The sequence below is a fragment of the Caulobacter sp. FG121 genome, assembly GCF_057809815.1.
Genome location: NZ_JBMDKR010000003.1, coordinates 362,559 through 389,470 on the forward strand (window position 1 = coordinate 362,559; position 26,912 = coordinate 389,470).

Annotated in this window: 29 protein-coding genes; 10 read left to right on the forward strand and 19 right to left on the reverse strand. The window is 68.7% G+C overall.

What is annotated here, in order from left to right:
• Positions 1 to 29: 29 nt before the first annotated feature.
• The 5 genes from ACODSL_RS10705 to fliQ all read right to left on the reverse strand — a co-directional run bounded on the left by ACODSL_RS10705 (position 30) and on the right by fliQ (position 6,265).
• Positions 30 to 1,877: a DUF885 domain-containing protein gene (locus ACODSL_RS10705; protein ID WP_488900659.1), complete on the reverse strand. Its 1,848-nt coding sequence runs from the start codon at positions 1,875 to 1,877 to the stop codon at positions 30 to 32.
• A 113-nt stretch (positions 1,878 to 1,990) separates the two neighbouring features.
• A complete protein-coding gene (gene cckA, locus ACODSL_RS10710) occupies positions 1,991 to 4,096 on the reverse strand; it encodes a cell cycle histidine kinase CckA (protein WP_488900828.1) in 2,106 nt (701 codons plus the stop codon).
• Between the two features lie 45 nt (positions 4,097 to 4,141).
• Positions 4,142 to 5,245: a flagellar biosynthesis protein FlhB gene (gene flhB / locus ACODSL_RS10715; protein WP_488900660.1), complete on the reverse strand. Its 1,104-nt coding sequence runs from the start codon at positions 5,243 to 5,245 to the stop codon at positions 4,142 to 4,144.
• Positions 5,246 to 5,998 (reverse strand): flagellar biosynthetic protein FliR, encoded by a 753-nt coding sequence (fliR, locus tag ACODSL_RS10720; RefSeq protein ID WP_488900661.1) that lies wholly within the window; start codon positions 5,996 to 5,998, stop codon positions 5,246 to 5,248. It abuts the gene before it with no gap.
• A gap of 3 nt (positions 5,999 to 6,001) precedes the next feature.
• The gene (fliQ, locus tag ACODSL_RS10725; RefSeq protein WP_488900662.1) at positions 6,002 to 6,265 is read right to left on the reverse strand and encodes a flagellar biosynthesis protein FliQ; all 264 of its coding nucleotides are present in this window, start codon (positions 6,263 to 6,265) and stop codon (positions 6,002 to 6,004) included.
• A 101-nt stretch (positions 6,266 to 6,366) separates the two neighbouring features.
• Here fliQ and ACODSL_RS10730 point away from each other — a divergent pair, with 101 nt between their 5' ends.
• Positions 6,367 to 7,164 (forward strand): kinase, encoded by a 798-nt coding sequence (locus ACODSL_RS10730; RefSeq protein ID WP_488900663.1) that lies wholly within the window; start codon positions 6,367 to 6,369, stop codon positions 7,162 to 7,164.
• A gap of 56 nt (positions 7,165 to 7,220) precedes the next feature.
• Here the strand turns inward: ACODSL_RS10730 and ACODSL_RS10735 are convergent, their stop codons facing one another.
• The 4 genes from ACODSL_RS10735 to ACODSL_RS10750 form a co-directional block, all read right to left on the reverse strand.
• On the reverse strand, positions 7,221 to 7,667 hold the full coding sequence (locus ACODSL_RS10735; RefSeq protein WP_488900664.1) for a hypothetical protein: 447 nt from the start codon (positions 7,665 to 7,667) through the stop codon (positions 7,221 to 7,223).
• Positions 7,668 to 7,801: 134 nt separating this feature from the next.
• Positions 7,802 to 8,110: a flagellar hook-basal body complex protein FliE gene (gene fliE / locus ACODSL_RS10740; protein WP_488900665.1), complete on the reverse strand. Its 309-nt coding sequence runs from the start codon at positions 8,108 to 8,110 to the stop codon at positions 7,802 to 7,804.
• Between the two features lie 13 nt (positions 8,111 to 8,123).
• Complete coding sequence (gene flgC / locus ACODSL_RS10745) at positions 8,124 to 8,543, reverse strand: flagellar basal body rod protein FlgC (RefSeq protein ID WP_488900666.1); 420 nt, start codon at positions 8,541 to 8,543, stop codon at positions 8,124 to 8,126.
• Between the two features lie 11 nt (positions 8,544 to 8,554).
• Positions 8,555 to 8,947, reverse strand: coding sequence for a flagellar basal body rod protein FlgB (locus ACODSL_RS10750; RefSeq protein ID WP_488900667.1), 393 nt, complete (start codon positions 8,945 to 8,947; stop codon positions 8,555 to 8,557).
• A gap of 127 nt (positions 8,948 to 9,074) precedes the next feature.
• Here ACODSL_RS10750 and ACODSL_RS10755 point away from each other — a divergent pair, with 127 nt between their 5' ends.
• From ACODSL_RS10755 to ACODSL_RS10765, 3 genes are all read left to right on the forward strand, one after another.
• The gene (locus tag ACODSL_RS10755) at positions 9,075 to 9,371 is read left to right on the forward strand and encodes a flagellar biosynthetic protein FliO (RefSeq protein WP_488900668.1); all 297 of its coding nucleotides are present in this window, start codon (positions 9,075 to 9,077) and stop codon (positions 9,369 to 9,371) included.
• A complete protein-coding gene (gene fliP / locus ACODSL_RS10760; protein ID WP_488900669.1) occupies positions 9,371 to 10,186 on the forward strand; it encodes a flagellar type III secretion system pore protein FliP in 816 nt (271 codons plus the stop codon). Before ACODSL_RS10755 ends, fliP begins: the two co-directional genes overlap by 1 nt.
• 149 nt (positions 10,187 to 10,335) lie before the next feature.
• On the forward strand, positions 10,336 to 11,103 hold the full coding sequence (locus ACODSL_RS10765) for a hypothetical protein (protein ID WP_488900670.1): 768 nt from the start codon (positions 10,336 to 10,338) through the stop codon (positions 11,101 to 11,103).
• 22 nt (positions 11,104 to 11,125) lie between these two features.
• On the opposite strand, the gene ACODSL_RS10770 is transcribed toward ACODSL_RS10765, so the two are convergent.
• From ACODSL_RS10770 to ACODSL_RS10790, 5 genes are read right to left on the reverse strand one after another with little or no spacing between them, the layout of a single operon-like run.
• Positions 11,126 to 14,074, reverse strand: coding sequence for a tetratricopeptide repeat protein (locus ACODSL_RS10770; RefSeq protein WP_488900671.1), 2,949 nt, complete (start codon positions 14,072 to 14,074; stop codon positions 11,126 to 11,128).
• The gene (locus tag ACODSL_RS10775; protein WP_488900672.1) at positions 14,075 to 15,001 is read right to left on the reverse strand and encodes a MotE family protein; all 927 of its coding nucleotides are present in this window, start codon (positions 14,999 to 15,001) and stop codon (positions 14,075 to 14,077) included.
• Entirely contained in the window at positions 14,998 to 15,459 is a 462-nt protein-coding gene (locus ACODSL_RS10780; protein ID WP_488900673.1) for a DUF6468 domain-containing protein, read from the reverse strand. The genes ACODSL_RS10775 and ACODSL_RS10780 overlap by 4 nt, the downstream gene beginning before the upstream one ends.
• On the reverse strand, positions 15,456 to 16,571 hold the full coding sequence (gene fliM / locus ACODSL_RS10785; protein WP_488900674.1) for a flagellar motor switch protein FliM: 1,116 nt from the start codon (positions 16,569 to 16,571) through the stop codon (positions 15,456 to 15,458). Before fliM ends, ACODSL_RS10780 begins: the two co-directional genes overlap by 4 nt.
• Positions 16,572 to 16,597: 26 nt before the next feature.
• The gene (locus tag ACODSL_RS10790) at positions 16,598 to 17,218 is read right to left on the reverse strand and encodes a flagellar basal body-associated FliL family protein (protein WP_488900675.1); all 621 of its coding nucleotides are present in this window, start codon (positions 17,216 to 17,218) and stop codon (positions 16,598 to 16,600) included.
• Positions 17,219 to 17,432: 214 nt separating this feature from the next.
• Here ACODSL_RS10790 and flgF point away from each other — a divergent pair, with 214 nt between their 5' ends.
• The 5 genes from flgF (at position 17,433) to ACODSL_RS10815 (ending at position 20,989) form a co-directional block, all read left to right on the forward strand.
• Positions 17,433 to 18,167, forward strand: coding sequence for a flagellar basal-body rod protein FlgF (flgF, locus tag ACODSL_RS10795; RefSeq protein ID WP_488900676.1), 735 nt, complete (start codon positions 17,433 to 17,435; stop codon positions 18,165 to 18,167).
• A 14-nt stretch (positions 18,168 to 18,181) separates the two neighbouring features.
• Positions 18,182 to 18,970 (forward strand): flagellar basal-body rod protein FlgG, encoded by a 789-nt coding sequence (flgG, locus tag ACODSL_RS10800; RefSeq protein ID WP_488900677.1) that lies wholly within the window; start codon positions 18,182 to 18,184, stop codon positions 18,968 to 18,970.
• A 1-nt stretch (position 18,971) separates the two neighbouring features.
• Entirely contained in the window at positions 18,972 to 19,712 is a 741-nt protein-coding gene (gene flgA, locus ACODSL_RS10805; protein ID WP_488900678.1) for a flagellar basal body P-ring formation chaperone FlgA, read from the forward strand.
• A gap of 12 nt (positions 19,713 to 19,724) precedes the next feature.
• The gene (gene flgH / locus ACODSL_RS10810) at positions 19,725 to 20,453 is read left to right on the forward strand and encodes a flagellar basal body L-ring protein FlgH (RefSeq protein WP_488900679.1); all 729 of its coding nucleotides are present in this window, start codon (positions 19,725 to 19,727) and stop codon (positions 20,451 to 20,453) included.
• A 74-nt stretch (positions 20,454 to 20,527) separates the two neighbouring features.
• Complete coding sequence (locus ACODSL_RS10815; RefSeq protein ID WP_488900680.1) at positions 20,528 to 20,989, forward strand: hypothetical protein; 462 nt, start codon at positions 20,528 to 20,530, stop codon at positions 20,987 to 20,989.
• Position 20,990: 1 nt separating this feature from the next.
• Here the strand turns inward: ACODSL_RS10815 and dxs are convergent, their stop codons facing one another.
• The 5 genes from dxs to ACODSL_RS10840 form a co-directional block, all read right to left on the reverse strand.
• Positions 20,991 to 22,907, reverse strand: coding sequence for a 1-deoxy-D-xylulose-5-phosphate synthase (gene dxs, locus ACODSL_RS10820; protein WP_488900681.1), 1,917 nt, complete (start codon positions 22,905 to 22,907; stop codon positions 20,991 to 20,993).
• A gap of 41 nt (positions 22,908 to 22,948) precedes the next feature.
• A complete protein-coding gene (locus tag ACODSL_RS10825; RefSeq protein ID WP_488900682.1) occupies positions 22,949 to 23,830 on the reverse strand; it encodes a polyprenyl synthetase family protein in 882 nt (293 codons plus the stop codon).
• The gene (locus ACODSL_RS10830; protein WP_488900683.1) at positions 23,827 to 24,081 is read right to left on the reverse strand and encodes an exodeoxyribonuclease VII small subunit; all 255 of its coding nucleotides are present in this window, start codon (positions 24,079 to 24,081) and stop codon (positions 23,827 to 23,829) included. The genes ACODSL_RS10825 and ACODSL_RS10830 overlap by 4 nt, the downstream gene beginning before the upstream one ends.
• Before the next feature lie 74 nt (positions 24,082 to 24,155).
• Entirely contained in the window at positions 24,156 to 24,776 is a 621-nt protein-coding gene (locus ACODSL_RS10835; protein ID WP_488900684.1) for a phosphoglycerate mutase family protein, read from the reverse strand.
• A gap of 61 nt (positions 24,777 to 24,837) precedes the next feature.
• Positions 24,838 to 25,758 carry a histone deacetylase family protein gene (locus ACODSL_RS10840; protein ID WP_488900685.1) on the reverse strand — a complete coding sequence of 307 codons (921 nt, stop codon included), beginning with the start codon at positions 25,756 to 25,758 and terminating at the stop codon, positions 24,838 to 24,840.
• 102 nt (positions 25,759 to 25,860) lie between these two features.
• Between ACODSL_RS10840 and ACODSL_RS10845 the strand changes: the two genes are divergently transcribed.
• Positions 25,861 to 26,901 carry an alpha/beta hydrolase family protein gene (locus ACODSL_RS10845; RefSeq protein ID WP_488900686.1) on the forward strand — a complete coding sequence of 347 codons (1,041 nt, stop codon included), beginning with the start codon at positions 25,861 to 25,863 and terminating at the stop codon, positions 26,899 to 26,901.
• Positions 26,902 to 26,912: the final 11 nt, after the last annotated feature.

Below are 26,912 nucleotides of genomic sequence, written 5' to 3' on the forward strand. Positions count from 1 at the left end.
CCTCATGGGCCGGAGCGCGCTGACCCGGTCTATTTCGCGCCGGCGATGTAACCGTCGACGACCCGTTCCAGCACCGTCAGGGGCACGCCGCCGGACAGCAGGCAGGCGTCGTGGAACTTGCGGATATCGAACTTGCGGCCCAGCGCCTTCCGGGCCTTGTCGCGCAGACGCAGGAACTCGATCTTGCCGACCATGTAGCTGCAGGCCTGGCCCGGCCAGACGACATAGCGTTCGATCTCGGTGATCGCCGCGGCCTCCGGATCGCCGATGTTGTCGATGTAGTATTTCAGCGCCTTCTCACGGCTCCAGCGCTTGTGGTGCATGCCGCTGTCGACGACCAGACGGACGCCGCGGAAGATGGCGTCGTGCAGCATGCCGATCTGGCCGAGCGTGTCGTGTTCATACATGCCCATCTCGACGGCCAGCTGCTCGGCATAGAGCGCCCAGCCCTCGCTGTAGCCCGAGAAGCCGATCATCTTGCGGATCAGCGGCAGGTCGCCGGCCTCGTTACTGAGCGACAGCTGCAGGTGGTGGCCCGGAATCGCCTCGTGGTAGGTCAGGGTCGAGAGCGTGAACTTCGGCTGCTCGGCGCTGTCGCGCAGATTGATCCAGTAGATGCCCGGACGCGAGCCATCCAGGCTCGGTGAATTGTAGTAGCCGCCCGGCGCGCCGGCCTCGATCGCCTTGGGCACCCGGCGGATTTCCAGCGGCGCCTTGGGCAGCTGGCCGAAGTATTTCGGCAGCAGCGGCGTGATGGTCTTCACCTTGGCGTTCAGGTCGGCGATCAGTTGGACCTTGGCCTCGTCGGTGTTGGCGTACTGCTGCTTGGGGTCCTCGTACATCTGGCGGAAGCGCTCGCCGACGGTGCCGCTGGTGTAGCCGACCTTGCGCATCAGCTTGTCAGCCTGGGCGCTGAGCGAAGCGACCATATCGAGACCGGTCTGGTGCACCTCGTCCGGGGTGATCCTGGACGTCGTGTAGTTCTCCAGCGAGGTCAGGTAGTACTCCTCGCCCTTCGGCAGACGCCACACGCCGGCGTCATGCGAGGCCTTGGGACGCCAGCTTTCCAGCAGCGCCGCCTGGCGCGCCAGGGCCGGACGGACCTTTTCGGCGTAGAGCCGCTCGGCCTGACCCGCGTAGTCGCCGGCGATGCCCTTTTCCTTCGTGCGGCGAGCCACCGACTGGACCAGCGGCGAGGCGTTCGGCGCGACACCGAGCATCGACTTGAACTGGATCAGGGCCTTGTCGAGGGTGAAGTCGGCGGGAATGACGCCGAGGGCGGCGTCGTGCTGCGCGGCCTCGACTTCCTGGTCGAGAAGGCGACCGAATTCCTCGACGCGCGACAGGTAGGCGTCAGCGTCGGCCTTCGTCTCGATCGTGTGCTGGCTGTCGAGGAAGTCGGGCAGCGACTGATAGGCGCCCGTCAGCTGCGAGATGACATAGGGCGCGCCGCCATAGGCGCCGTTGTAGTCGAACTTCGTGGCGAACTCGTCGCTGTTGGCCAGAACGAACTCGACCGTGTCGTAGCTTGCGGCGTCCATACCGGCGAGCTTGCTGCGGTCGACCGTACGCAGCGCCGCCAGTTCCTCGGCGTTGTACTGAGCGTTCTCCTTCTGGGCGGCGAGGGAGAAGTCTGACAGCAGCGACTTGGTCCAGGCCATGTCGCCCGTGTCGAGGCCAAGGCCCGTGGCGCTTTCCGGCGAGCGGCGGAGCTGACGGGCGACAAGCGCGTCATAGATGGCCGTCGCCTTCGCCACCGTCGCTGGATCGCTGCCCGGCGAGGCGGCGATCGCCGCGAAGGCGCCCCCGGGCGAGACCGAAGCGGCGACGGCGGTGGCGGCCGCGGCGGAGAACAGGAAATGACGACGATTTTGCACGGAGCGGCCTCCCAGGCGCTGATGATCTGCGCAGAGGGGTAGGCCTATGGCGCCGTTACGGCAACGCGGACGGCGTTAATTCGACGTAATGCGGACGGGCTGAACCGACGGGGTCAGGCCGCCGGGCGCAGCTGCTGCTTGACCCGCTCGGCGAGGGTCTTGATGTCCAGCGGCTTGGGCAGGAAGGTCACGCCCGTCTCGCCTTCGAGCAGGTCGGAGAACTCCGCTTCGGCGTAGCCGCTGATGAACATCACCGGCGCATCGCCCAGGTGGATGCGGGCCTTCTTGAGCAGGGTCGGGCCGTCCATGCCGGGCATCATCACGTCGCTGATCAGCAGGTCGATCTCGCCGGCGTTTTCCTCGGCCAGGGTCAGGGCCTGTTCGCCGTCGGCGGCTTCCAGCACCTCGTAGCCCCGCTTGCGCAGCAGGGTGGCGGCGATGCCGCGCACGGCTTCCTCGTCCTCGACGAACAGGATGCGGCCGTTGCCGGACAGGTCGCGGGCCGCGCGGGGACGGGCCATGGTGGCGACCGGGACCGTGATCGGGCGCGGCGCGGTGGCGCTGGGCACGTGCACCGGCAGGAAGATGCGGAAGGTGGCGCCCTGCCCCGGCGGCGACAGCACCTCGATCCAGCCGTCCGACTGTTTGACGATGCCGAACACCTGGGCCAGGCCCAGACCTGTGCCCTCGCCCACCGCCTTGGTGGTGAAGAACGGGTCGAAGATCTTGCCGATCACGGCTTCCGGGATGCCCGGGCCGTCATCGGCCACCTCGATCATGGCCATCTCGCCCATCGGCGGGCCGCCGTAGCCGAGCGCGGCGGCCTCGGCGTAGGTGACCTTGGCGGTCTTCAGCCAGACCCGACCGCCGCCCTTGGCGCTGATCAGCGCATCCTGGGCGTTGAGGGTCAGGTTCATCACCGCGATTTCGAGCTGGCCCTTGTCGGCCTTCACCAGCGGCAGGTCGCGGCCGTACTCTGTGTCGAGCTTGACGTTCTCGCGCAGCAGCCGGCGCAGCAGCACCTCGAAGTCGCTGATCATTTCGCCGAGATCGAGCACCTCACGCTGGACCGTTTCCTGGCGGGAATAGGTCTTCAGCTTGCGCACCAGATCGGCGGCGCGCGCCGAGGCGCCCTTGATCGAGGTCAGGCCCTCGTAGCTTGGATCACCCAGCGAATGGCGCTCGAGCAACTCGTCGAGCCGGAGCTGGATGGCCGTCAGCAGATTGTTGAAGTCGTGGGCGATGCCGGCGGCCATCTGGCCGATGGCCTGCATCTTCATGCTCTGGGCCAGCTGCAGCTCGATCTGCTTCTGCTCGGTGACGTCGACCAGATAGGCGACCAGTCGTCCGTCCGTGCGGGCCAGGTACAGGTGCGAGATCTGCGACGGGTCATGCGCCAGGCGCACTTCGATCGGACCGGCGCGGCCCTCGCCGGCGCCGAAGCCCGCGTCGATGCGGGAGGCGGGGTCGATCAGGTCGCCGAAGGCCATGCCGGAGGCTGCCTTGCCGCCGGTCATGGCGGTCAGGGCCGGGTTGGCCTCGACGATGACCGCGCCGAAGACCTCGGCGCCGTCGAGCATCGCCGCCCCGAACGGCGAGGCGGCAGCAAGGGCGTCAAGCCGCGCGGGGCCCGACGGCGTCACCACCGCGGGCGCCGTCGCCACCGCGGGCAAAGCTGGTCCCTCGGCCGTCAGGCGCAGGGTGTCGGCGCTGGAGGCATCCAGGCGAAGCAGGAACCGACCGGCGCCCAGTGGAGCCACTGACACCGGCCACTCGTCGCGACCGACCTTGACGGAAGCGCGGGCGATCTCGCCCTTGCGGGCTCTGGCCAGCGCCGCGAACAGACCCGGCGCCGCGTGGCCGTTGCGGGGCAGACGCTTGAGCGCGCCGAGAGCCGCGCGCCATGGCGCGTTGGCCGCATGCAGTCTGCCGTCCGGGCCGGCGACCGCCGCGGCCTCGCCCAGGGCCTCGATGAAGGTCTCGGCGCCCTCGTCCTCGATGATGATCGGACGATTGTTGCTGCGGAAGGCCAGCAGGCCCAGAACCGCGACCCCGGCGAGGCCGGCGAGCAGCAGGCCGCTGGCCATTGCTTCGGAGCTGGCCTTCGACAGGACAGGCACGGCGGCGAAGCCGACGGCGAGCAGGAAGAAGCCGCCCGCGGCGACAGCCAGCGGGTCGAAATGCCGTTCGCGCAGCTTGGTCGGCGCAGGTTCTGCCATCAGTCCAGCCGGAGTGGCGGTCGAATCACTCATAAAGCTTACTCGCTAAAGCGCCCGGGCGCGTGGCCCGGCGTTTTTGGCCTGCCGGCGCTGGCCGGCGCCCATGATGAAGCCGATGACCTTGGCCACGGCCTCGAAGTGGGCTTCGGGAATCTGCTCGTCGACCTCGACGGCCGCATAGAGCGTACGAGCCAGCGGCGCGTCCTCGATCACGGGCACGCCATGTTCCTCGGCGACGGCGCGGATGCGCAGGGCCAGCTCGTCCATGCCCTTGGCCACGCACTCCGGCGCCGGGGTCACGCCCTGCTCGTAGCGCAACGCCACCGCGTAGTGGGTCGGGTTCATGATCACGACGGTCGCCTTGGGCACGTTCTGCATCATGCGGCGACGGGCGCGCTCGTTGCGGATCTGCTTCTGCTTGGCCTTCACGTGCGGGTCGCCGTCGCTCTGCTTGTACTCGTCCTTCAGTTCCTCGCGGCTCATGCGCATGCGCTGCATGAAGCGCTGGCGCTGCCAGATCCAGTCGACGCCGGCGGTCACGGCCAAAAAAGCCATGACTGCATAAAACAGCGCCTTGAGCAGATCCGCGCTGACCGGCAGCACCGCCGTCGGGTCCATCGCCGCCAGACGGCTCAGCGACTCGCCCTTGTCCTTCAGGGCGAACCAGGCGACCGCGCCGGTGATGAGGATCTTCAGGCCAGACTTGAGGAAGTTGACCAGGCCGTCGATGCCGAAGATCCGCTTGAACCCCTCCTGCGGAGAAATTTTCTTCAGGTCTGGCTTCATCTTGTCGCCGGTCCAGAGCAGACCGGTCTGGAAGATGTTGCCGGCGGCGCCGGCGAGCGCCGCGCCGCCCATGACGGCGATCAGCATTGGCGCGGCAGCCCAGGCCGCCTCCTGTGCGACAAGCATCAGCCCGCCGCCTGAAACGTCGAAATCGGCCGGGTGGGCGATGAATGGCAACAGTCGCGTGGCCAGGTCGCGCGTCAGCCATCCGCCGCCGACCGCCAGAATGCCGAACGCCCCGATGAGCGAGGCCAGCTGGGAGACGTCCTGCGAGCGGACGACGTCGCCCTTCTTGCGGGCTTCCTCGAGTTTCCTCGGTGTCGGCTCTTCTGATTTCGATGCGGCGTCGTTCTCTTCGGCCATCTAGCTGAAGACCTCGAGCAGATCGCGGAACCGGCTGGTCCAGACCATGCCGATGACGCCGAAGCTGAGCGCGAAGACCGACAGGCCGAGCATCACCGACAGCGGCGTGGCGACGAAGAAGATCTGGAACTGGGGCATGGCCCGGCCGACCAGGCCCGCGGCGATGTTGAAGACGATCGAGAAGACGATCACCGGCGCGGCCAGCTGGATGCCGAGGGCAAAAGAGCCGGCCACCGTCTGCACCGCCAGTGTCGCCGCGTCCCCGACCAGCAGCGCATGGCCGAACGGGAACAGCTTGTAGGAGTTGAACATGGCCGCGAAAAACAGGTGATGCAGGTCCGTGGTCATGACCAGCACCGTGCCGATCAGGGCCAGGAAGGTGGAGATGGTCGTGCTGGGCGCGGCCTGGGCCGGGTTGGCGGTCTGGGCGAAGCCGAGCGTGGTCTGGATCGAGATGACCTCACCGGCGGTCGTCAGCGACGACAGGAACAGCCGCAGGACCGAGCCCATCATCAGGCCGATCAGGGTCTCCCGGATCAGCGCGCCGGCGGCCTCCCCGACCGTCGGCGGGGGGACCACGTTGTGGGCCACCAGCGGTGTCAGGAGGATCGCCATGAGCAGGGCGAAGGCCAGCCGGATGCGCGGCGGCACGCTGGCGTCGCCAAGGCCCGGCACGAGCATGACCATGGCCCCGATCCGCGAGAACACGAGACCGGCGGCATAGACCTGGGCGGCGGTGGCGTAGGCCTCCACGGCCTACATCGCCGCGATGCGGGCGGCGATGTGGTTCATGAAGCCGCCCATCAGGGCGCCCATGAGCGGCAGGAAGATCAGCAGCGACAGGAAGATCGCCACGATCTTGGGCGCATAGACCAGGGTCGCTTCCTGGATCTGGGTCAGGGCCTGGAACAGGCCGATGCCGACGCCGACGATCAGGCCGACGATCAGGACCGGGGCCGACAGCTGCAGGGTCAGCCAGATGGCGTCGCGACCGACGTCCAGAACCTCGGCGCCATTCATGGAAAAGCCTCACGCGGGAATCGGGGAAGAAGAGCCGTCACCCTGCCGGTTTATGGTTAATGCGGGTTTACGGACCGCCCGGCGCGACCCACGCTGGCGGCATGATTTCGCCTGCCCTGCTTGATCTCGTCTGTGACCTGGCGACGGCGCGCGCGACGCCTGACCGGCCGCCGCTGATCGGCATCGCCGGGCCGCAGGGCTCAGGCAAGACCACCCTTGCGAGCGCAGCCGCGGCGCGACTGAACGGGGCGGCGTTCTCGCTTGATGACGTCTATCTGACGCGCGCCGAACGGGCGGTTCTGGCCAGAACCGTGCATCCGCTGTTCGCCGTGCGCGGCCCCCCGGGAACCCATGATCTTGGCCTAGCCGAGCGGACCGTGGCGGCGTTGCGGGCGGCCGGTCCCGATGACGAGACGCGCCTGCCCGCCTTCGACAAGCTGGCCGATGACCGGGCGCCGGCCGCCAATTGGCCTGTGTTTCATGGCCGCCCCGGCGTGGTCCTGATCGACGGCTGGTGCCTCGGCGCGACACGTCAGACGCCGGCGATGCTGGCCGCACCCGTCAACGCCCTTGAGCGCGAAGAGGACCCCAACGCCGTCTGGCGCGGCTATGCCAACGAGGCGCTGGCAGGGCGGTACCAGGCCTTCTTCAGAGGCTTCGATGCGATCGTCCTTCTGGCCGCGCCGTCCTTCGCCTGCGTGCTGGACTGGCGTTGCGAGCAGGAGGCCGGCCTGATGGGGATCGCGCCCGCCGATCTGCCGCCGGAGCGGCGCGCGGCGCTGGCCCGGTTCATTCAGCACTTCGAGCGGATCACCCGCCACATGCTGGACGGTGGTGTCATGGCGGATGCGGTCGTGCGGCTGAACCCGGACCGGTCGGTAATCGATATCGCCCGATGACGCGAAAAGGGGGCGGCTTTCGCCACCCCCTTCCCGGGTACTTTGGTTTTCAGCGCCTAGTGAGGGCGACGGCCGCCAGCGAACCTGTCGCCGTCACGCATTTCGGCGAAGACCTGACGCTCAAGGCGATCCAGACGGGTAGTCAGGATCGCGACTTCACGACGATCCAGACCGCGGCTCATGCGGAACTGTCGCTCCAGATTGTTGATCTGGAAAAGATCGGCGCGCAGCGCACGCACTTCGCGGCGGTCCAGACGGCCTGACCGTTCGCCCTGGTTTATGCGTTGGGCGACAGCGTTCTGACGGGCGTTGATAGCGCCGGCGCCGTAGCCACCGCGATCACCGTGGTCGTCGTAGCCGCCGCGACCGCCGCGATCGGTTTCACCGTAGCCGCGATCCGGGCCATGCGGGGCGCCGTAGGTCTGGGCCGAGGCGGCGCCGGCGCCGCCGGCGGCGCCGGTCAGGGTCGCGATGGCGGCGGCGGCGAGCAGGAACTTCTTCATGGTCTTCACTCCTTCAGGAGGTCCCTGACCCGGAAGATCCGGGGGAGCGGGACGTGTCGAGGGTGAAGATGACAGGCACGATGTGAGCCTGACCTGAGCATATCGTTATGTGGCGTTCATCCTGACGCGGTCCGTCAGATCGGCATCCGCATGATTTCCTGGTAGGCGGAAATCACCTGGTCCCGCACGGCCATGACCGTTTCCAGGCTGGCCTCGGCCGAGGAGATGGCCGTCACGACATCGACCAGTTCGGCCTTGCCGGCGACCTGGGCGGCGATTTGGTGTTCAGCGTGCTTCGACGCCTTGGCGGCATCTGTCATCACCGATTTCAGCAGGTCGCCGAAGTCCTGCCCACCGCCGCTGGCGGCCGGCGCGGCGCCGCCGAGCGACATGCCGCTGCCGGCTGAGGCGTAAGCTTTGGCGGCGGCCATGGCGGTCATCATGACTTAGGGGACCCTATTTCCGGAGCAGGTCGAGGGTGCGCATTTCCATCGCGCGCGCCGTCTCGATGACATTGAGGTTGGCTTCGTAAGCCCGCTGGGCGTCCTTCATGTCGAGCGCCTCGATCAGCGGGTCGACGTTGGGCAGCTTGACGTAGCCCTGCGGGTCCGCCGCCGGGTGGCCCGGATCGAAGGTCGAGCGGAAGGCGGACTGGTCCGGCTGGACCTTGTTCATGCTCACACCCTCGCCGCCATCGACGGCCCGGGGCTCGAACACCGGGACCTGGCGGCGATAGGGGTCGGCGCCCGCCGTCCGGCCGGTCGAATTGGCGTTGGCGAGGTTCTCCGCGATGATCCGCATCCGCGCCTGCTGCGCGCGCATGCCGGAGGCTGCCACGGACATCGCCGCGTCGGACTGGGATCGGATCTCGGCCATCTAGTCCTCGCTCAACGGCCCGGCGGACGGGCGGCCATCCGCAGCAGGGCCATGGATTTCTGGTAGAATCCGATCGCGGCTTCGTACTCCATCCGCGACTCGTTCATCTTGATCATCTGGTCTTCCAGCACGACGGCGTTGCCATCGAGCGTGGTTTCCGAGTCCGGCGCCTTGGCCGACCGGAAGGGCCCACCGCCGCCGGGACGGCGCGAGGAGCCGGGCATGTGACCGGGCTCGGTCTGGGACGGCGACATCATCGCCAGTCCCGCCTGCGACTGGACCTGGGCGGAAAAGGTGAAAGCCTTCAGATCCCGGCCGACGTAGCCCGGCGTGTCGGCGTTGGCCACGTTCTGCGCGATCAGCCGCTGACGCTGCCCCTCGTAGCCGAGGCGCTGACGCAGCATCGCGAACAGAGGGATCCCGGAAATATCCATCAAGGGACATGGTGAACAAACAGGGTTAATCGCGCCTTAAGGGTTGCAGGGCAGAGCATGGGCGCGCCGATCCGGCGCCCGCTTCCGAGCCCTTTCCATGGACTTCGTCGAAATCCTCCGCGCCGCCTTCGCCCTGCTGGTGACGCTCGGCCTGGTGATGCTGGCCGGCTGGGGCATGCGCCGGTTCGGGCCCGACGCCATGTCGCGCCTGCAGATGCCCCGCAAGGAACGCCGGCTGACGCTGGTTGAGACGCTGGTGCTCGACCCCGCCCGTCGTCTGGTGCTGGTGCGGCTGGACGATGAGGAACGCCTGATCCTGCTGGGCGACGGCCGCACGCTGGAAACGCTGAAGGCTCCCGCCCGCCGCCGCAAGACACCGGAGACCGCCGCCTGATGCGCGCCGCCCTCACCCGCTTCTTCAAGGCCGTGATCAACGTCAACGGTCAGGACATGCGCCGGGCCGCGCTGATCTCGCTGGGCGTGACCGTGGCCAGCCTCATCGTTCCGGCCGTCGCCCTGGCCCAGGCGGTCAATATCGATCTGGGCACCGGCGGGGGCCTGACCGAGCGGGTCGTACAGCTGATCGGCCTGCTGACCGTGCTGTCGCTGGCCCCGTCGATCGTCATCATGACGACCAGCTTCGTGCGGATCACCGTGGTGCTCAGCCTGCTGCGAACGGCCCTTGGCCTGCAGCAGAGCCCGCCCAACGCCGTTCTGATCAGCCTGGCGCTGTTCCTGACGGCCATCGTCATGGGCCCGACCCTGCAGCGCAGCTACGACGAGGGCGTGCGCCCCCTGCTCGACAAGCAGATGGAGCTGCCACAAGCCTTCGAGGCGGCCGGCGAGCCGGTGAAAGGCTTTATGCTGGCCCAGGTGGACAGGGGCGACCTCGCCCTCTTCGTGCGGCTGTCGCGGATCGAGAAGCCGGCCACCCTGCAGGACACGCCGATCCGCGTGGTCACCCCGGCCTTCATGATCAGCGAACTGAAGCGCGCCTTCGAGATTGGCTTCCTGCTGTTCGTGCCGTTCCTGGTCATCGACCTTGTCGTGGCCAGCGTGCTGATGAGCATGGGCATGATGATGCTGCCGCCCGTGGTGGTCAGCCTCCCGTTCAAGCTGATCTTCTTCGTGCTGGTCGACGGCTGGCGGCTGGTGGCGGGGAGCCTGGTGGAAAGCTTCCACCAGAGCGGTCTGCCGCCGCCGGGGTAGAGCGCCTCCCCCGGTTGACACCGAAGGCGAGAGCGTGGCCCCCTTTGCGTTCATCGAACGGGGGGATGTGGAATGCAAACACGCAGTGATGTCACTTCGCGCTGTCGGGCGATGGAGCCGCTGACGGTCGTCTTCAAGGACGTTCGGGCATGAGCGCGGCGTCTGAAGTGACCTCGGCGCCGGGCGACCTGCGCTTCTATCGCACGACGATCACCGCCATGGCCGCCGTCCTGGTCGGAGGCTTTGTCCTCCAACTGGCGATGGGGCGATCGAGTTTCGGCGCACCGCTGATCGTCCATCTGCACGCGCTCACCTTCATGGGCTGGGTCGCCATCGTCGTCACCCAGGCGTGGCTCGTCGCCGGCGGCCGCACCGGCCTGCACAGGACGCTGGGCGGTCTCGCCCTCGCGTGGCTTTGCGCGATGCTGGTTCTGGGGCCACTGGTGACCATCGCCGCCGTGCGCACGGGTCGCGTGCCGTTCTTCTTCCAGCCGCAGCACTTCCTTCTGGCCGATCCGGCGACCGTATTCGCCGCCGCCGGCATGGTCGTCGCCGCCGTGGTTTTGCGAAAGAACCGGGACTGGCATCCGCGCCTGCAGATCGGCGCGTTCATGATGCTCATGGGGCCCGGTATCGGCCGCATCATCCCGATGCCGCTGCTCGCGCCCTGGGCGTTCGAGATCGCCACTGTCATCCCATTGGCCGTCGCCCTGATCGGCATGGCGCGCGACAAGCGGGTTCACGGCCGGGTCCATCCGGCCTGGTTGCTGTCAGTCGGGATCGTCGTGGCGGTGCAGATCGCCGTCCGCCTGATCGCGTTCTCGCCTGTGGGTGATGCGGTCTACGCCGCAGCCGCCACGGGCAGCCCGGCTGCAGCCATTGACGGCCGCGCTTTCCCGCCACCGCCGCCGCACTGAAGAGAGCGTTCGGACGCTGCGGTTAGCCCCGCGGCGTCCCCGACGCCGCGGCCGTTGCGGGAGCCGCAGCGGCCGTCCTCGTCACCGCCGGGCCCAGCGGCGCCGGCTTGTCGCGGAAGCGGACCTTCATCTTCGAGACCCACCCGGCGAAACCTTCGTTGTCGGCCACCGTGCGGCTGAAGTCGTTGGCCGTCAGGGCGCCGCCGTCGACGCCGGCGAACGCCACGCGCAGGGCGTCGGGGTTGCGGGCCAGCTCGATATAGCCGGCGAAATGATCGCGCAGCCGGGTCAGGGCCGCGTCATCGCCCGCCAGGCTGTAGGCCACGCCCGCGCGCAGCAGCTTGGACTCTTCGTCGGGCCGAAGCGGCAGCGGCGACTTCCAGCGATCCGCCATCGAGCTCTCGAACATCGATCCGGCGAGGGCCCAGTCGTGGCCTTTCCAGGCGATCTCGGCGCGCACGTCCTGGGCGTCGGGCGTCTTGTCGGGTTCGATGATCTCCGCCGCCGCCTCAAGCCGGCCGAGCGCCATCAGAGCCCGGGCAGTCAGGATCCGGCGTTCGGCGTTCAGGTTGCCGGGCAGGACGGTCGTACGGGAGCCGTTGATCGCCGACAGCGCCTGCTCCGGCTTGCGGTCCATCAGGTAGATCAGCGCCAGGTCCGTCGCGACCTGGGCCTTGGGCACACCATCGAGGCGGTTCTCGACCTGATACTGCAGCAGGTTGGCGGCGTCGGTCAGCAGGTCCACGTCGACCAGGCGGCGGACCATCTTGCGCACCATCAGATCGCCGTCCGCGCCGGGCGGCGTCAGCTCCTGGAAGTCGCGGAACAGCGCCAGCGCCTGGATGGGCTCGAGGCCGTCGGCCATGCCGTCGAGGAACAGGGCGCGGAAGGCATTGGCGAGATCCGACTGCAGCTGGACCGCCTCGGGCAGGTCCGGCAGCCGCGTGCCGGCGGACCGCAGCGCCTCGAGCGCCTCCCGATAGCGGCCCTGGCCCAGGTAGAGCTGGCCCAGGGTGCGGATCGTCTCCAGCTCGGTCGAGTCGCCACGCCAGCGGTAGCGCAGTCCGTCGTAGGTGTTGGCCGCCTGGGCCGGGGTGATCTGGCCGAGCTCCTGCTTCAGGCGGGTCGCCCGCAGCATCGCCGGCGCCGCCAACTGGTCGAGCGGCGCCCTGGCGATGGCCAGATAGACGTTCAGCGCGCCCTGCTTGCGGCCCTGGGCTTCGAACAGCCGGGCCTGCACGAGGCGGACGCGCAGTTGCTCCTCCGCCGGCAGGCTGCCGGCAAGGGCTTCGGTGATGCGGGTCTCGGCCCCGGAGAGGTCGCCCAGTTCCAGCGAGGCCTGGGCATCGGCGGCGAGGAAGCGCGCCTTCCAGATGGGCGAGAACTGGCCGATCGCCATGATTCCGGCGTTGAACTTGGTGCGGGCGTCGGCCCATTGCCCGGCCCGGGCGGCGAGATAGCCGCGCCAGACGGCGGTCGAGGGATCGTCGCCGAGGATGTTGGTGGCGAAGTCGGTCTCGGCTTCCTTGTCACGGCCGACCAGCGTGCGGGCGATCCCGCGCAGGCCCCGGAACTCCGCGTTGCCTTGAACCGACTCCTCCTGACGCGCGGTGTTGTTGAGTACGCCGATCGCCTCATAGCCGAGGTTGGCGCCGATGAGGAACCGGGCCAGTGCCAGACGGGCCTCGACCGGACCGGGCTGGCCCTTGACCGGCTGACCGGCGGCCTCGCGGGCGGCGGCGTCCGTCAGGGCGGCGTACCGGGACATGAACCCGCCCGGGCCTGTGTGACCCCAGGCGTCATCGATCAGGCCCGGCATGCTGGCCGCCTGCGGCGCGCCGGCGGCGACATCGACCTTGCGGGCGCCGGCAGACACCGAGGACAGGGCCAGGCCGGTCGGGCGCCCGATCCGCACCAGATCGCCATCGGCGGCGACATTCAGGTCCGTTGCATAGGGCTCAATGGCCAGACCCTGAAGGGTCGGCAGCATGGCCATCTCGACGTAGTCGCGCCGCGAGGACAGGCCCTTCGATGGCGCCAGCGCGGTGACCACGGCGATCCGGTCGCCGACAGCCGGATCGTCCATCCAGATGGCGGCGGTCGCGCCGGCCAGAACGGCGGTCAGGGCGGCTTCGGCCGATTCATCGTCGCGCTCGACCGTGATCTTGCCGGGTTCGACCTTGGGGCCGGGCCCCAGCACGAGGGTCCAGCTGGATCCTTCGCCAACCACGGCCACAGGCGTGGTGCGCGGCGTGACGATGCGCAGCGCCGAGTAGTCGCGTCCGCGAAGGGCCTGAACGCGGCTGTATTGCGAGACGCCGCGCGGCGCCCTGGAAACGTCAAGTGTCGCGGGGGCGTCAAAGACGACCCAGACCGCCTCGCCGCGCCTGAACACGGCCGCGCCGGCGGGATTGGCCCAGTCGAAGCGCATCTTCAGTTGCGCGCCAGCCAGTTCCGGCGCCATGCGCACGACGCCGCCGGCCGGGATCGGATTGGGCCTTGGCGCGCGCGGCGCGGGCTCCGGCGCGGTCGCGGCCGCCTCGACGGTCGGCGCAGCGGGCGCCTCAGGCGTCGCGGGCCGTTCGAACAGGTTGACGAAGATGGCGCCGTCCGCAGCGCCCACCTTGGCCTCGGCGTCATCCGTCAGCAGCAGATCGATTTCGAGGCCCGACGGCGTGTGGCGCTGCTCGGCGCCCTTCAGCCACTTCGGCGGAAAGATCCGCAGGGTCGATAGATCAGGGCTGGCGTCGCGACTGAAGTGCAGCGTCAGGGTCTGGCCGGCGCGACGGGTCGAGACGGTCGCGCCGCCGGCCCACTGAAACTCGATCTTGCTGAGATGGGCCGCCTGGGCGGTGCGCACCTCCAGCAACGGGCGCGCGGCCAGCGCAACCGTCGGCACAACGGCCGGAGCCGCCACCCCGACGATGCAGGCGGCGGCGACACCCGAACGCAGGAGGGTGCGAAGCGACACCTAGCCTCCCTTGGACGCGGCGCTGGCGGGTGGGGTGGCGGCTCCACTCGTGGCGGGCGGCGCCTTGGCCGGCGTGGGCGCGGCCGCGGCAGGACCGGGGGCCGCCTTGACGGCGGGCTTTGTCGGCTTCGGAGCCGCCGTGCGGCGAGCCGGACGAGCGGCGGCGGCGGCGGGCTTCGTCGCGGCCGGAGCGGCGGCGGTCGGGGCCGACGGCGCGGGCGCGGCGGCGGCCGTCTGCACAGGCGCGATGGCCGTCCGCGCCGCGGCCAGGCTGGCATTGGCGGCGAACCGGGTCGCGAGGCTCTCGGTCATCTTCTTGGCGACCGTTGGATCCATTTGGGCGAGGATAGCGGCGAGCGTACGCTCCTTCATCTTCGCGGCGATCGGCAGGCGGACGGAGTCCTCGAGGATCGCCATGCGCGCAGCGGCGTCCTTGGGCTTCATCGCCGAGAAGACCGCCACCATGCGGATGACTTCCGCCTGCTGTTGCTCGTCTGCCTGGCCCAGGAGGCCCTGGATATCACCCTTCAGGCCATCGAGCGCCTTGACCCGGGCGTCGAGCTTGGCTTCGGCGGCTGCGAGCAGCTGCAGCTGCAGGTCGATGTCCCCTTCCCGCTGGTCCAGTTCGCCGCGACGGGCGCTCAGGCTCTGCAGGGTCTGCAGTTCGGCCGGAGACAGATTGGCCTCGCGGGCCAGTTCCGCGGCCGTCGGCGCGCAGACAGCGGCGGGCTTCGGCCCCGCCTTGGAGGGATCAAGCGGCGCGGCGGGAGCCACCTGGCCCGGCTTTCCGCCGGCCAGGTCTTCGGCAAAGGCGCGTGCGCCGGAAAACAGGTCAGAAGCCGAACGGGCGCCGGCCATCGCATTGACGGCCAGAACGCCGACCACGGCGATGCCCGCCAGCGGCAGGATGCGGGGCATGTTTTTCATCGGCGGCCTCCGTGGATGGCGCGCAGGCGTCGCGCGTCGGCATCCGGCTCAAACAGATCGTCATCCACCCGGGCGCGGGACCTGGGCGTGGTAGCGGGCTCAGCCCGGACAAAGGGCTCCCGCTCACGAACAGGGGCGACAACGGCCGGACGGTCGTCAGTCTGCACGGTCGAGGTTGAGGAAGCGGAAACACCGCGCTCGAGGCGGATCGCCAGGGCCTTGGCGGCCTCGATCCGGTCCGCCAGCGTGTCGGCCGCCTCATCGGTGGCGGCGCGCAGATCGGCCAGGCCCTGCTCGGCGCGGGCGGCGGCGATGTCGAGGTCGGCCACGGCGCGGGCGAAACTGTCGTGGCTATCCTTGAGGCTCTTCAGTCGCCGCTCCAGCCGCCAGCCGAAGGCCAGGGCGGCCAGCAGCAGTCCGGACAGGACCAGGTTCATGACGATGGCGGCGACGCTCATGTGAGCCTCTTCTGCACGGCCTGCTTGGCGGCCGGTGTCAGCGGCGCCTCGCAGCGCACGGCGATATGGTGGTTGCGGCGGCCCATGCGGCCGCGCGTCAGGGGAATGGCCCCGGCCCTCAGTTCAATGAGGCTGTCGGCGGTGGCGTTGAGCATGAAGGTGTCGCCGACCTTGAGGTCGAGAACCTTCGACAGACCGACCTGCTGCTCGTCGAGCACCGCGCGGACCTCCATCTGCGTGGTCCACAACTCGGTCGCGAGGTGGCCTTCCCAGATGTTGTCGCGTCCGAACTTCTCGCCCATGAACTGCTGCAGCAGCATCTTCCGGATGGGTTCGAGCGTGGCATAGGGCAGCAGCAGCTCGATGCGGCCGCCGCGGTCTTCCATGTCGATGCGCAGCTTGACCAGGATGGCGGCGTTGGCCGGCCGGGCGATGGCGGCGAAGCGCGGGTTCGTCTCCAGCCGGTCGAGCACGAAGTTGACCGGGGTCAGGGGCTCGAAGGCGGCCTTGGCGTCGGCCAGAACGACCTCGACCATCCGCTGGACCAGCACCCGCTCGATGGTCGTGTAGGGGCGACCCTCGATGCGCATGGCGGCCGTGCCGCGGCGACCGCCCAGCAGCACGTCGACGATCGAGTAGATCAGGTTGGAGTCGACCGTCAGCAGGCCGTAGTTGTCCAGCTCCTCGGCCCGGAACACCGACAGGATGGCCGGCAGCGGGATCGAGTTGAGATAGTCGCCGAAGCGGATCGAGCTGATGTTGTCGAGGCTGACCTCGACGTTGTCACTGGTGAAGTTGCGCAGGCTTGTCGTCATCAGGCGAACCAGCCTGTCGAAGACGATTTCGAGCATCGGCAGACGCTCGTAGGACACCAGCGCCGAGTTGATGATCGCCCGGATGCCGGTGCGTTCGGCGGCGTCGTCGTCGCTGAGGTCGAAGCCCAGCAGGTTGTCGATCTCGTCCTGGTTCAGGATCCGCTCTGAACCGATCAGGGTGTCATCGTGAGCCGGCCCGCCCCAGTCGTCCGCGGGCGCGGCGCCGGCGTCAGCCGCCGGTGCGTTTTCCTGGGCCCATTGGGCCATCGCGGCCTGGTCTTCGGACTCGTCTGCCATGGGTCGCGCTTCAGCCAGGCCGGGGCCTAGCTGATCAGCATCTCCTCGATCAGAACGGCGTTGACCTTGGTCGGGGCGGCCACGAGGTTCACCCGGCGAAGGATTTCCAGACGCAGCTGGTAGCTGCCCTGGCTACCCTGCAGATCCTCGGGACGCAGCTCGCGCAGAAAGGTCTGCAGCATGTCCTGCAGACGCGGCATGTTCGGGTTGAGCACGTCGGCCGCCTCCTCGTCGGGCAGCTCGAAGGTCAGCTTCAGCTTCAGGAAGGTCGGGCGGCCGTCGGCCGTCTGCATGTTCACGACGATGTCCGGCAGGGTGTAGAACACCACGCCGTCGGGACCTTCCTTGACGGTGGCCGCGCCGGCTTCCGGTTTTTCGCCGCCGCCGCCGTGGCCGCCTTCCTTCTTCTTCGGCTTCTTGGGCTTTTCGTGCCCGCCATGGGCTCCGGCCTCGGCCGCGGGCTTGGGCTTCATGAACATGAAGGCCGCGCCGCCGCCGCCGCCCAGCACCAGAACGGCCGCCGCGCCGGCGATGATCAGCATCTTCAGCGGGAGCTTCTTCTTGCCCGCCGCCGCGCCGTCTTCGCCTTCGGCCGCGCCCTCGCCTTCGGCGGCCGTGTCGGCTTCCTTGACCTTGTCCTTGGACACGCGCGCGGCTCCCTAGAGTCCCTGTCCTCCCTTCATTGGTTCACGTTGGTTAAGGATCGGTTTTGAAGGGCGGCGGAATGCACCCGGCAAGATCATCCCACCCGGCCCCGTTAACCATTCTGATTGCTGAAATCATTGAGCTTTCAGACTGGCCCGAAGGTTGCAGGCCCGAAGATGTCGCAATCCGCGTCGAAATCGCTTCGGGAGGCCCGTCATGGACAACGCGATGTACGTCGCCCTGTCGCGCCAGATGACGTTGCAGCGTGAGCTGAACATCGTCGCCAACAACATCGCCAACGTCGACACGACCGGGTTCAAGGTCGAGGGCACGATGGTCAAGACCGACCCCTCCACCGGGGCGAAGATGGTCGACGGCCCGCCCAGCCTGAAGTTCGCCATCGATGACGGCGTGACGCGGGACTTCAGCCAGGGCGCGCTGCGCCAGACCGACGGCGCGTTCGATCTCGGCATCGAGGGTCAGGGCTTCTTCAGGATCCAGACGGCGACGGGCGAGCAGTTCACCCGCGACGGCCGCTTCACACTGAGCCCGGACGGCAAGCTGACCACCCAGGCGGGCGATGCGGTCCAGGGCGAGGGCGGCGACATCGTCATCGATCCGACGCAGGGCCCGGTGGCCATCGCCGCGGACGGCACAGTCAGCCAGGGCGCCAACAAGGTCGGCAAGATCGCCGTCGTGACCTTCGAGGATCTGTCCAGCCTGTCCAAGACCGGCGACAACCAGTTCCGCAACACCTCCAACCTGCAGCCCCAGCCCGCGTCCGCCGCGCGCGTTCACCAGGGCATGCTGGAGGGCAGCAACGTCAATTCGGTCCTGCAGATCACCCGCCTGATCGAAATCAGCCGCGCCTACGAGAGCATGGCGCGAACCATCGAAAATTCGGCCGAACTGTCCCGTCGCTCCGTCGAGCGGCTGGGGCGGGTGGCCTGAGGGAGTAACGTCTGATGCAGGCTCTTCGCACCGCCGCGACCGGCATGGCCGCCCAGCAGCTGAACGTCGAGGTCATCTCGAACAACATCGCCAACATGAACACCGTCGGCTTCAAGCGCCAACGGACCGAGTTCCAGGATCTGCTCTACCAGAACCTCGAACGGGCCGGCGCGCAGTCGTCGGACCAGGGCACCGTCGTCCCGACCGGCGTCCAGATCGGCGGCGGCGTGAAGACCGGCAGCACCTACCGGATTACCGGCCAGGGCGCGATGACCAGCACCGAAAACAAGTACGACCTGGCCATCCAGGGCCGCGGCTACCTGCAGGTGCTGATGCCCTCCGGCGAGACCGCCTACACCCGCGCCGGCAACCTGTCGCTCAACGACCAGGGCCAGCTGGTCACCGAGGACGGCTACCAGATCCAGCCCTCGATCACGTTCCCGTCGGACGCTGTCGATGTGACCATCTCCAAGTCCGGTCAGGTCCAGGTGACCAAGGCCGGCACGGCCGCGCCCGAGGTCGCCGGCCAGATTGAACTCGCCACCTTCGTCAACGAGGCCGGCCTCGAGGCGACGGGTGACAACCTTTACATGGAAAGCGGGGCCTCGGGCCCGGCGACGACGGGCACGCCCGGCGCCGTCGGCTTCGGCCAGCTGCTGCAGGGCTACACCGAAGCCTCGAACGTCGACGCGGTCAGCGAAATCACCGCCCTGATCATCGCCCAGCGCGCCTACGAGATGAACTCGAAGGTCATCACCACGGCCGACCAGATGCTTCAGGCCGCCAACCAGGTGAAGGGCTAGTATGCGCCGCGCCCTCCTCGCCGCGCTCTGCGGAGCGCTGATCGCGTCTCCGGCGCTGGCCGGGACGGTGAGCCTCAAGTCCGACATCGCCGACGGGGACGGCCGCGTCACCCTCGGCGATCTGTTCGACGGCGCCGGCGGCGCCGCCGGCGTGCTGGTGGCGACCCGCGCCGGCCCTTCCGTGGTGCTCGACGCAGCGGCCGTGCAGAATCTGGCCCGCCGGTCGGGCCTCGACTGGGGCAACCCGCAGGGCCTGCGCCGCATCGTCGTGCGCGGCGGCGCGTCCGACGCCCCGTCCGCGACCGCCCAGCGCGGCAATGTCGAGGTCCTGACCTGGGCCCGCAGCCTGAACGCCGGCGAGATCGTCCAGCCGGAAGACATGACCTGGGCCAAGGTCGCCGGCGCGCCCGCCGACGCCCCGCGTGACGCCGACGCCGTGATCGGCATGGCCGCTAAACGCCCCTTGCGTGAAGGCGCGACGGTCGGCCTGCGCGACGTTGTCGCCCAGCAGGTGATCAAGGCGGGCGATACCGTGCAGGTGACCTGGTCGGCCGGCGGCATCAGCCTGTCCCTTCAGGCGAAGGCCCTGGGCGCCGCCGCCGTCGGCCAGAGCTTCAATGTCCAGAATCCCGCCTCGAAGAAGATCATCGAGGCCGTCGCGACCGGGCCCGGCCAGGCCGTCACCGGACCCGACGCGCAACGGCTGAAGGCCGCCGCCGCTCCCCAGTACGCCGCCCGTTAGAGGATCCGTCTCATGCGCATTGCCATTCTTCTCGCCGTCGTCCTGGCGCCCATGGCCGCCTGCACAACGGTCAAGGAAGCGGTCGCCGGTCCCCAGCTGGCGCCGATCGGCTACCCTTCGGCCCTGATGCCGGCCGACCAGACCGTTCTCTCGGCCCCGGGGCAGACGCCCCAGCCGGCCAGCGCCAACTCGCTGTGGCGCGCCGGCGCCCGCGCCTTCTTCGTCGACCAGCGCGCCTCCCGGGTGGGCGATATCCTGACGGTCCAGATCGACATCGACGATTCCGCCCGAACCCAGAACAACACGACCACCTCACGCACGGCCGGCCAGACGATGGGCGTGCCGCACCTGTTTGGACTGGAGAGCTCGCTCGGCAAGATCCTGCCGGGCGGCTTTGACCCTTCGGCGATGATCGAGACCGGCTCGACCAGCAACAAGGCCGGCGCCGGCGCGGTGACCCGCTCGGAAAAGATCAGCCTGACTGTCGCCGCCGTTGTCTCCAGCGTGCTGCCGAACGGCAACCTGGTCATCCAGGGAACCCAGGAGGTCATGACCAACGGCGAAGTGCGCCGCCTGACGGTGTCGGGCATCGTGCGTCCCGAAGACATTTCCGCCGCCAACACGATCAAGCACACCCAGATCGCTGAAGCCCGCATCGCCTACGGCGGCCGGGGCGACATCAGCCGCCAGCAGCGGACTCCCGCCGGGCAGGCCGTGGTGGAGCGTTTCACGCCGTTCTGACCGATACCGCCGGTCTTGATACATGTGAACTTCGCGGGGGGCGGCGCGTTCAGCCTTCGGGAAGGAGCGTTCACATGTCCAGAATGCTTGCGATCATCACCGCCATGGCCTGCGCAGCACTCGGAAGTTGTGCGTCCAGTCCGGCTGCCCCCGGCTTCGCCTGGAGCTACCAGAACAACGCCGGAGAGGGGCCCAAGCTCGCCTACGGCGCGCCGGCATCCGACAATGTCGTGCTGATGATGACCTGCACGCCCGGGTCGAAGCAGGTCGATGTGTCCCTGATGGGCGGTTCGCCGCGGGACGGTCTGGTTCTAACATCCGGCGATGCGCGCCAGACCCTGACCGCCGCCCTGGTTGCCTCCCCCGCCACCGGCCAGATGATCCAGGCCGCCGCCCATACCGACATGCCTGCGCTGATCGGGTTTTCCCGCACCGGTGACCTGTCGCTGATCGATCGCGGCCGCGAGGTGAACCTCGACGCCTCCCCCCTCGACCGGGCCAGCGTGACCCGCTTCTTCACGGCCTGTCGCGCCTGACCTAGGCCCGGCGCCCCGCCGTGCTGGCGTTGGTGACGCCAAGAGCCGCCAAAGCGCCGGCGGCGATGCCTTCGGCGTCGAGACCGGCCTGGGCGTACATCAGATCGGGTTTGTCCTGGTCCTGGAACACGTCCGGCAGAACCAGCGTGCGCACCTTCAGGCCGCGATCCAGAGCGCCGTGTTCAGCCAGGGCCTGCAGCACGAAGGCGCCGAAGCCGCCCATGGCGCCTTCCTCGACCGTGATCAGGGCCTCGTGCTCGCGCGCGAGACGCAGGATCAGTTCGATATCCAACGGCTTGGCGAAGCGGGCGTCGGCGACCGTGGCGGTCAGGCCGCGCGCGGCCAACAGGTCGGCGGCCTTGAGGCTCTCGCCCAGGCGCGTACCGAACGACAGGATGGCCACCGCCGATCCCTCACGAACGATGCGGCCCTTGCCGATTTCCAGCGGCTCGTTGATAGCCGGCATGTCGAGGCCGAGGCCTTCGCCGCGCGGATAACGGAAGGCGCTGGGCCGGTCGTCGATGGCGGCGGCGGTGGCGACCATGCGGGCCAGCTCGACCTCGTCGGCGGCGGCCATCAGCACCATTCCGGGCAGCGCGCCCATGAAGCCGACGTCGAAGCTGCCGGCGTGGGTCGGGCCGTCGGCGCCGACCAGACCGGCGCGGTCCATCGCGAAGCGCACGGGCAGACGCTGGATCGCGACGTCGTGCACGACCTGATCGTACCCGCGCTGCAGGAAGGTCGAATAGATGGCGCAGAACGGCTTCATGCCGTCGGCGGCCATGCCGGCGGCGAAGGTCACCGCATGCTGTTCGGCGATGCCGACGTCGAAGGTGCGGTCAGGGAAAGCCTTGCCGAACAGATCAAGCCCGGTCCCCGAGGGCATGGCGGCCGTGACGGCGACAATCCGGTCGTCCCGCTCCGCTTCCTTGACCAGCGCCTGGGCGAACACCTTGGTGTAGCTGGGCGGTCCGGCGGCGGCCTTGGCCTGCTCGCCTGTGACGACATTGAACTTGACCACGCCGTGGTACTTGTCCGCCGCGTTCTCGGCGGGGGCGTAGCCCTTGCCCTTCTGGGTCACGACATGAACCAGCACCGGCTTGCCCTCGAACTCGCGGGCGTTCTTCAACACCGGGGTCAAGGCGTCCAGGTCGTGGCCGTCGATCGGGCCGACATAGTGGAAGCCGAGCTCCTCGAAAAAGGTGCCGCCGGTGACCATGCCGCGCGCGAACTCCTCGGCCTTGCGGGCCGCCTGCTGAAGCGGCTTGGGCAGGGCTCCGGCCATATGGCGGCCGATCTTGCGCAGGGACTGGTAGCCGCCGCTCGAGACCATGCGGGCAAGATAGGCGCTCATGCCGCCGACGGGCGGCGCGATCGACATGTCGTTGTCGTTGAGGATGACGATGAGCTGTTTTGTGGTTTCGGCGGCGTTGTTCATCGCCTCGTAGGCCATGCCGGCGCTCATCGAGCCATCGCCGATGATCGCCACGACCTTGTTGCTTTCACCCTTGGCGTCGCGGCTGGCGCAGAAGCCGAGCGCCGCGGAGATCGAGGTGGCGGCGTGCGCCGCGCCGAACGGGTCGTATTCGCTCTCGGCCCGCTTGGTGAAGCCCGACAGGCCGCCGCCCGTGCGCAGCGTGCGAATGCGGTCCCGGCGACCGGTGAGGATCTTGTGCGGATACGCCTGGTGGCCGACGTCCCAGATGACGATGTCGGTCGGGGTCTCGAACACATGGTGCAGCGCGACGGTCAGCTCGACCACGCCAAGTCCGGCCCCAAGGTGGCCGCCCGTCACCGAGACGGCGTCGATCATCTCGGCGCGCACTTCTTCCGCCAGCTGCTTCAATTCCGGAATGGAAAGGCCGCGTGTGTCGGCGGGCGACGAAATCTTGTCGAGCAACGGGGTTACGGGGGGCATGAAAAATCCGTCGATTACGAAGGTCCGCGACGAAAGCGCGGTTAGGAGTTGCGGTCCAGCACGAAATCGACGGACGCCCGCAAGGTTGCAGCGCGCTCGCCGAACATGTCGAGGTGGGCGCGGGTCTGGTCGGCCAGATGAGCCACCCGTTCCTTCGCCGCGTCGATCCCGAGGAGCGTTACATAGTTGGTTTTGCCCAGCGCCGCATCCTTGCCGCCGGCCGCCTTGCCCAACTTGTCCGGATCACCTTCGGCGTCGAGCAGATCGTCGACGATCTGGTAGGCCAGGCCGAGGTCCTGTGCAAAAGCCATCAAGGCGTGCCGCTCGGCGTCCTGGGCGTGGGCGATGATCAGCGGAATCTCGAAAGCGAAGGCGATCAGGGCGCCGGTCTTGAGCCGCTGCATACGGGCGACGCCGCCCAGATCCTCGCGAACCCCCAGCAGGTCGATCATCTGGCCGCCGGCCATGCCCTGGGCGCCCGAAGCGATCGCCAGCCTGCGCACCAGCTCGGCGCGGATGTTGCCGTCGGGATGGGTGTCGGGATGGGCCATGATCTCGAAGGCCGCCGTCTGCAGGGCGTCTCCGGCGAGAATGGCCGTCGCCTCATCATACTGCTTGTGAACCGTCGGCCGGCCCCGGCGGACGTCATCGTCATCCATGGCCGGCAGGTCGTCATGCACCAGACTGTAGGCGTGAATGCATTCGAGGGCGCAGGCCGCGCGCAGCACCGGCCGCTCGGGCAGGTCGAACATCTTGCCGGTCTCGAGTGCGAAGAACGGCCGCAATCGCTTGCCCGGCCCCAGCGCAGCGTAGCGCATGGCCTCCATCAGTCGCGTCTCGGGACCATCGGAACGGGGCAACAGCGCATCCAGCGCGACCGTCACGACATCGGCGGTCTCGGCGATGCGGCGCGCCAGGCTCACGAGAAGTCGGCCGGCTCGACGCCGCTCGCACCGCCCTGGCTCAGGACGACCTTCTCCACCCGCAGGCGCGCCTGTTCCAGCCGCGCCTCGCAATGGCCCTTCAGCGCCGCGCCGCGCTCGTAGATCGAGATCGACTCTTCCAGCGGCGCTGAACCGGATTCCAGCCGCTGGACGATCTTCTCCAGCTCGGCGAGGGCTTCCTCGAAGCTCATGGCGGCTATGGCCGGATCGGTGGCAGGGGCGTTCGTCATGTCGTGTTCCAGGAGAGTCCGGCCAGCCTAGAGACGCTCGGCCAGCCGGGCAATCGGCCGATTCCCGTCCGGCGCTAAATCCGTTCGAACGTGCGGGCCCGCCAGTAGCGGAATCCCTGATCCTGCGTGCAGCGCCAGCCCTGACGCTTCAGGGCCTCGCCGATCATGGTGTTGAAGAAGCCGTGCGCGACGACGAGCACGTCCTGACCGTCCCGCGCCAGGTCCGCCAGCAGGCCGGCGGCCTGATCTGCCCGTGCCTCCGCCTCGGCGCGGCTTTCCTCGCCGTTGTTGTGATCGAAGAACCACCACCAGAAGCGCGAGATGAACCCCCAGACACGGGGCGACATATGCAGCCAGGCCGGAAATGGTGGCGGCGGCAGCGGCGCCTCGACGAACAGCGGATCCCTCGCGAAGGCCTTGCCGCAGCAGACGGCGTGGGCGGTTTCAAGGGAACGGGGACGGACAGAAGCGATGACGGCTCCGGCCCGGGCAGCCACGGCCTTGAGGTCCTCCGGCGCCGACTGGCCCGCGCGCAGCCCTTTCGTCTCGTAGACATTCCACCAGCGGCGGTAGCCCTCGGCGTTGAGGAGGATCTTGCGGGACAGGTCCGGCTCGCCATGGCGCGCGAGAATCACCGCACCCGTGCGTGCGGCTTCCGGCGTCGTCGCTCCGTCGGCGGAGAAAACCTCGGCCATGATCCCCCGGGGCTGGTGAAGAAACGCCGCGCATGACGTGGACCGTTCCCCCGGCGCCCCGTCATCCCGCCTGCAACGCGTGCACATGCGCGAGAGCGGATCGCCCGAGCGCCTCCAAGTCGTAGCCACCCTCGAGGGAGGACACAACCCGACCTTTCGCGCGGCCCCGCGCCACTGCCAGGATCGCCCGGGTCGCCCAGGCGAAGTCCTCCGCCTCCAGTGACTGGCTGGCCAGCGGATCGCGGGCATGAGCGTCAAAGCCTGCCGAGATCAGGATCAGGTCCGGCTCAAAGGCGTCGACATGGCTCATCAGCCCCTCGAACACCTTGCGCCACCGTTCGCGCGGGGCATGGGGACCGACGACGCCGTTGATGATGTTGCCGACGCCGGTCTCCGAGGGATCGCCCGAGCCGGGATAGAGCGGCCGCTGGTGGATCGAGGCCAGGAACAGCGTCGGGTCATGCTCGAACGCCGCCTGTGTGCCGTTGCCGTGGTGCACGTCGAAGTCGACCACCGCCACCCGCGCCAGCCCCGCTGCCTGCGCCACGCGCGCCGCTATCGCGAGGTTGGAATAGACGCAAAAGCCCATCGCCCTGTCGGGCTCAGCGTGGTGGCCTGGCGGCCGGACGGCGCAGAAGGCCCGCTCAATCTCACCCGCCGCGAGGGCCCGGACAGCGGCGATCGGGGCGCCGGCGGCGCGTTGGGCGGCTTCAAGGCTGCCGATGTTCATCGCGGTATCGGGGTCAAGCCGCACCATCCGCCCTGCCTCGCCGGCGGCGCGGATGCTGTCGAGATAGCTCCGGTCGTGCACGCGGGCGAGGTCCGCCTCCTCCGCCCTCGGGGCTTCGCGTCGGTCAAGGCGGAGCGTCGCATCGTCGGCCAGAACGTCCAGCACGGCGCCGAGGCGCTCGGGCCGTTCAGCATGGCCGGCGCCCTGATCGTGGCCGAGCATGGCGGGGTGGGTGTATAGAGCCAAGGTCATGGCCGCAGGCTACAGCGTCCGCGCCGGCGCGCGAAGACCGACGGATGGGCGCTGTCGACGCGTGTGAGACTGGAACAGTCTGAAAAGTCCCGGAGATCGCCGATGCGCCTGATGTCACTGTTTGCGGCCCTGATCACGGGCCTGACGCTCTCGGCGCCGGCCATCGCCGCGCCGCCCGCGACATCGGCGGCCTCTTCCCCCGCCTACAGCGAAGCCGGCCCCTACAAGGTCGCGGTGCTGGAGGGCGAGTGGCGCGACGCGCGACGCGACCGGGTGGTGCCCTGGCTGATCCGTTACCCGGAGGGGATAACCGGCGCGGCGCCGGTCGTGATCTTCTCGCATGGCCTGGGCGGCTCGCGACGGGGCGCCGTCTACTACGCGGAGCACCTGGCGAGCCACGGCTACGTCGTGGTCATGGTCCAGCATCCCGGCTCGGACGTGTCGATCTGGCGGAGCATCCGCCCGGACCTGGCCAACGTCGACCGCGCTGCCCTGGCCCGGGTGACCGCCGACCCGATGGTGACGATCAACCGCTTCCTCGACATCCCGTTCGCCCTCGACCAGTTGACGGCGATGACCGCCGCGCCCGGCCCGCTCCACGGCCTGCTGGACATGCGCCGGGTCGGCATGTCCGGCCATTCCTTCGGCGCTGTGACGACCCAGGCCATGGCCGGGCAGGTCTATCCCAATGGCCGGTCATTGCCGGAGCCGCGATTCAAGGCGTTTCTGGCCATGAGCCCCTCGCCGTCGCGGGACGGGAACAACGACAAGGCGTTCGGAGGACTGACGCGGCCGTTTCTTTCGCTGACCGGCACCGAAGACAGCTTCACCATCCGTCCGGACGAGAGCGACGCCGAGGTGGTAGCCGGACGCCAGCAGCCGTTCGCCCACGTCGCAGGCCCCTCGATGCTGGTGCTGCTGACCGGCGGCGATCACATGGTCTTTTCCGGCCGGCAGGAAGTCGGCGGCGCGCCCCGTCCCAACGACGCGCGCCATCGGCAGATCATCCTGGCGGCGTCCCTGGCCTGGTGGGACGCCTGGCTCAAGGACGACCCGAAGGCGCTTGCGTATCTGCATGATGGCGGACTGGCCGGTTTCGCCGGCCCCGACGCCGCAGTCAGCTGGCGCGGGCCGATCCGGTGACCTGCGGCTTG